At 55.1% G+C, this 4,398-nt stretch carries 5 protein-coding genes and 2 pseudogenes; all 7 read right to left on the bottom strand.

Features of this window, described 5'->3' with window-relative positions:
• Positions 1–96: 96 nt before the first annotated feature.
• Positions 97–798 (bottom strand): annotated as a pseudogene (locus tag ACSJJG_RS10955) (non-ribosomal peptide synthetase); the annotation flags it as partial.
• A pseudogene (locus ACSJJG_RS10950) lies at positions 714–1,319 on the bottom strand (AMP-binding protein); the annotation flags it as partial. The pseudogenes ACSJJG_RS10950 and ACSJJG_RS10955, both read right to left, overlap by 85 nt.
• Positions 1,320–1,433: 114 nt before the next feature.
• Positions 1,434–2,240 (bottom strand): AMP-binding protein, encoded by an 807-nt coding sequence (locus tag ACSJJG_RS10945; RefSeq protein WP_481089376.1) that lies wholly within the window; start codon positions 2,238–2,240, stop codon positions 1,434–1,436.
• On the bottom strand, positions 2,221–2,667 hold the full coding sequence (locus ACSJJG_RS10940; RefSeq protein ID WP_481089375.1) for a condensation domain-containing protein: 447 nt from the start codon (positions 2,665–2,667) through the stop codon (positions 2,221–2,223). The genes ACSJJG_RS10945 and ACSJJG_RS10940 overlap by 20 nt, the downstream gene beginning before the upstream one ends.
• 242 nt (positions 2,668–2,909) lie before the next feature.
• Positions 2,910–3,461 carry a condensation domain-containing protein gene (locus tag ACSJJG_RS10935; protein WP_481089374.1) on the bottom strand — a complete coding sequence of 184 codons (552 nt, stop codon included), beginning with the start codon at positions 3,459–3,461 and terminating at the stop codon, positions 2,910–2,912.
• Positions 3,462–3,535: 74 nt separating this feature from the next.
• Positions 3,536–3,772: a hypothetical protein gene (locus ACSJJG_RS10930; protein ID WP_481089373.1), complete on the bottom strand. Its 237-nt coding sequence runs from the start codon at positions 3,770–3,772 to the stop codon at positions 3,536–3,538.
• On the bottom strand, positions 3,769–4,278 hold the full coding sequence (locus ACSJJG_RS10925) for an AMP-binding protein (protein ID WP_481090425.1): 510 nt from the start codon (positions 4,276–4,278) through the stop codon (positions 3,769–3,771). Before ACSJJG_RS10925 ends, ACSJJG_RS10930 begins: the two co-directional genes overlap by 4 nt.
• Positions 4,279–4,398: the final 120 nt, after the last annotated feature.

The following is a 4,398-nucleotide window of genomic DNA, read 5'->3' as shown; positions in this document are numbered from 1 at the left end:
GGGGATGTTTACCCGAGAGGTGGTTGCCGTATCAGTCAGCGCGTGAGCCAGATCGATCAAAAGCGGTTGGTCAAAGAGTTGCTGTAATGGCAACTCGCGAGCCAGTTGTTGACGAATGCGAGCCGCCAACTGGACAGCCAGCAGGGAATGGCCCCCGAGTTCGAAGAAATTATCATGACGTCCCACCTGTTCTAAGCCTAGCAAGTCTTGCCAAATCTCGACCAGAGCGATTTCTGTTTCGCCTACGGGGGCGGCATAATCTCGGGTCACCACGGCCGCTACATCTGGCGCAGGCAAGGCACGACGATCCAGCTTGCCGTTAGGCGTGAGCGGGAAGGCGTCCAGCGAGATAAAGGCGCTGGGCAACATATAGTCAGCCAGATGTTGAACCAGTTGCTGGCGCAGTTCAGCGGGCACCAGTTCAACCCCTTCCTGTGGAAGCAGGTAAGCGACCAGCCGTTTCTGCCCGGGTTCATCTTCGCGAACCAGCACCACCGCCTCACGCACGCCGTCACATTGGTTGAGTTTGGCTTCGATTTCTCCCAACTCGATACGGAAGCCCCGCAACTTGACCTGAAAGTCATTGCGGCCAAGGTATTCGATATTACCATCGGGCAGCCAACGACCGAGGTCGCCGGTCTTGTACATGCGAGCATCAGGTTTCGAAGAGAACGGATCAGCCAGGAAGCGTTCAGCGGTCAGTTCAGGCCGGTTCAGGTAGCCGCGGGCGACCCCGTCACCGGCGATATGGATTTCCCCCGCCACACCGCAAGGAACGGGCTGACCCTGCGCGTCCAGAATATAAATCTGGGTATTAGCGATGGGGTGGCCGATAGGGATCTACCGTCAACTTCCTGATCTGCCATGGCCGGGATCTCATAGGCGGTGGCAAACGTGGTGGTCTCCGTTGGCCCATACACATGCAATAAATGTTTGGGAGGGAATTCGGTTCTGAGATGAATAGCAGGGCGGTTATCCGCCTGTTCACCGCCGAAAAGGACATAGCGTAAGCCAGAGAGTGATAGTCCAATTAGATTCGCATATTGGTTAAACAGGGCCGTAGTCAGGAAGAGGGCAGTGACCCCTTGCGATGACAGACACTGACCAAAATGAGTGGGCTGTAGCAGGGTCTTTTCCGGGATGAGCAAAATGCGCGCGCCATGAACCAGACCAGCCCACACTTCCCAGGTGGCGGCGTCAAATGAGACATTGGCGCAATGGGCAATACAGTCGTCAGGTCCCATATCGGCAAAGCCATTATTGATGATCAGGCTAACGACATTACGATGTTCAACCATCACCCCTTTGGGCTGGCCGGTTGAGCCAGAGGTATAGATGACATACGCCAGATGATGTGAGGTCAGCCCCAGTGCTTGGGGATCAGGATTATTTTCCGCGTTTGCCGAAAACAGGGGTCATTGTCAAAAACAGAGTCAAGCACGATAGGCAGGCTGGTGCCTGTCCTTGTCAATGAGTGACGTTTGGGTCAGTAATACCACCGGTGCCGCATCGTCCAGCATATAAGCCAGCCGTTCGAGTGGATAAGTTGGGTCGAGTGGCACATAAGCGGCACCGGCCTTGAGAATACCCAATAATCCCACCACCATCTCCAGACTGCGTTCAACACAAATGGCGATCCGGTCATCGGGTTGTACGCCCAGCGCCAGCAGATGGTGCGCCAGTTGATTGGCGCGGCGGTTTAATTCACCATAGCTCAGTGTCTGGTCTTCATAGACGACAGCAATCGGGATGCAGGGCGCCGCCTGTGCCTCAAACAGCTGGTGGATCAACGCGTCTTGCGGGAAATCGGTCTGAGTGGCATTGAAATCGGTCAGCAGTTGTTGCCGCTCTGCCGCCGGTAAGATGGGGATATCCCGGATCGCTTGTTGTGGGTTGTGAACCAGGGCATCGATTAAACCGCTGATGGCCGTCGTCAGATAGGTATTGATGCGTTCTGGCGCAATGTCGGTGACGGTCAGGGCTGTGAGTAGGAAATCATCCCCAAAGTCATCCACAGACAGGGTAATGGGATAATTGGTCTGTTCCTCAGCCGCGACAGTACGCATTTCTGTCCATATGGTGTCTATGGATTCATACTTGTCAGCCTGGCTATGGCGATAATTGAGTAGGGTACTGAACAGCGGTAGCGGTGGAGCTACGCTACTGCACCGTTGTGCCAGTGCCAATGGGGCTTGCTCATGCTCCAGCAAGGTACTTAGATTATGATAGGCCTCCTGCACGATTTCCTGTACTGTGGCGCCCATCCAGAGAGATACGCAGGGGCAGCGTATTGATAAACATCCCCAGTATGCGATCAGCCCCTGCGCCGCCTTGCAAACGACCCAGTAGCACGGAGCCAAACACCACATCATCGCGGCCGCTGGTTTGGGCCAATACCTGCGCCCAGGCCACATGGAACAGGACTCCCGGGCTGACGCCCAAACGACGCGCCTGAGTGCGGATGGCTTTGGCCAAATTAGGGGCGATAGGAAGCGGGATCAGCCACAGTGACAGCATTATTATCACTGGCACGTTATTTCGGTATCCTGAGTACCCCAAAGGGGGCCGTGGGTTCATCAATATCCGCCAGTGTCGGAAATAGGCTTCATGTTCTGCCACGGGCACACTTAATGTTTGGGCAATAAAGTTGCGATAAGGCAGTACCATGGCAGCCTCTCCGTTTTACCTTGCAAGATAAGCGCGATTTCCGCCAGAATCAGCTCCAGTGTCATATGGTCACTGACCAGATGATGAAAGCGCAGCGCCAGCAACCATTCATCTTGTGCCGGATCATAGGCGATATCAGTGGCAAAGAGGGGGGCCTGATTTAAATTGATACGATGCTGGTGTGGATCGGTATGATGCTTGAGTTGAGTAACAACGTCACCGTTGTAGCGGGGTTGAAAATGTTAACCGCCAGTCGGTGCCTGACGCCAGACCACTTGTACCGGTTGTGCCAGCGTCTGCCAGCAAACGGCGGTGCGCAGGATATCATGGCGGTCGATAACCTGTTGCAGTGCCGCTAAAAAGGCATTGAGGTGCTCACGGGTATCGAACGCGAGCAAGCTTTGCAGCAGATAATTATCTCCTTGTGCCTGTAACAGATGATGGAACAGGATACCTTCCTGTAATGGAGCCAGCGGATAGATATCCTGCACATTGGTGACGCCGCCCGGAACAGTGGTAGCGATGGCATCAATTTCAGTTTGGGACAGGACAACCAAAGGCAACATATCGGGCGTAATATTTGTGCAATCTTCGGGAATACGGTTGGGGGGCACGACAAAAGTGCTGACCTCACGCCGTATAGTCCGAGCCATATCAATGAGGACCGGCGCGACAAACACGCTGCGAACATCAAGTTGCCAACCCAGATTGCGCAGCTCTTCTATCAGGCTGACAATCATCAGCGAATGGCCGCCAAGCTCAAAGAAGTGGTCATGGCGGCTGACCTGTTTCAACCTCAGGAGTTTTTGCCAGATTTGGGCTAAGGCGATTTCTGTCTCACCGATGGGGGCTTCATAGCTGCGCGTGACTACCGCGGATAAATCAGGAGCAGGCAGAGCCTGACGGTTGAGTTTACCGTTAGGGGTGAGCGGGAAAGTGTTGCCAATGTCACAAAAGCGCTGGGTAACATATATTGGGCAAGGTGTTGGGCGAGTTGCTGGCGCAGTTCAGCCGGTAACAGCTCAACGCCCTCCAGTGGCCGCAGATAGGCGACCAGCCGTTCTCGCCCCCCGGCCATCTTCGCGTGCCAGCACCACTGCCTCACGCACCGTCACATTGGCTGAGTCGGGCCTCGATTTCCCCCAGCTCAATGCGGAATCCACGCAACTTGACCTGAAAATCATTGCGGCCGAGGTATTCAATCGAACCATCGGGTAGCCAGCGTCCCGAGTCACCGGTCTTGTACAGGCGGGCAGCCGAGTCTGGGAAAAACGGATCGGTCAGGAAGCGATCGGCCGTCAGTTCAGGCCGGTTCAGGTAGCCGCGCGCGACCCCGTCACCGGCGATATAGATTTCCCCCGCCACACCGAATGGCACCGGTTGGCTGTGGGTATCGAGGATATAGAGCTGCAGATCCGCCAGAGGCTGACCAATCACAACGCCCTGGTCAATTGAGTGAACTATCGGTGCGTCTGTAGGTAGGCGTAGAATGAACGGTGATTTCGGTGATGCCGTACATATTGACACGGGTTTGCCGTCCGGGTTGCGCTCTACCCACGGTGCCAGAGTATGTAATTCCAGCGCTTCGCCGCCAAAAATGATGCACCGCAGGGAATGCGCAGTCGCATCCTGAGCGGCAATCAGAGGACGGAAAGCACTGGGGGTGTGACGGTTCAGTCACAGGACAGAATAAAACCGGTGCGGTGAACGGGAACATTCTGCTGAGACAAT

This window comes from Xenorhabdus sp. SGI 60 (assembly GCF_056632175.1).
The sequence above is the reverse complement of the archived record's forward strand: the minus strand, read 5'-3'. Positions and strand labels throughout refer to the sequence as shown.

Excerpts from the sequence above, each read along its gene's own strand:
- ACSJJG_RS10940 (WP_481089375.1), bottom strand. The coding sequence starts at position 2,667 with ATGGTACTGCCTTATCGCAACTTTATTGCCCAAACATTAAGTGTGCCC.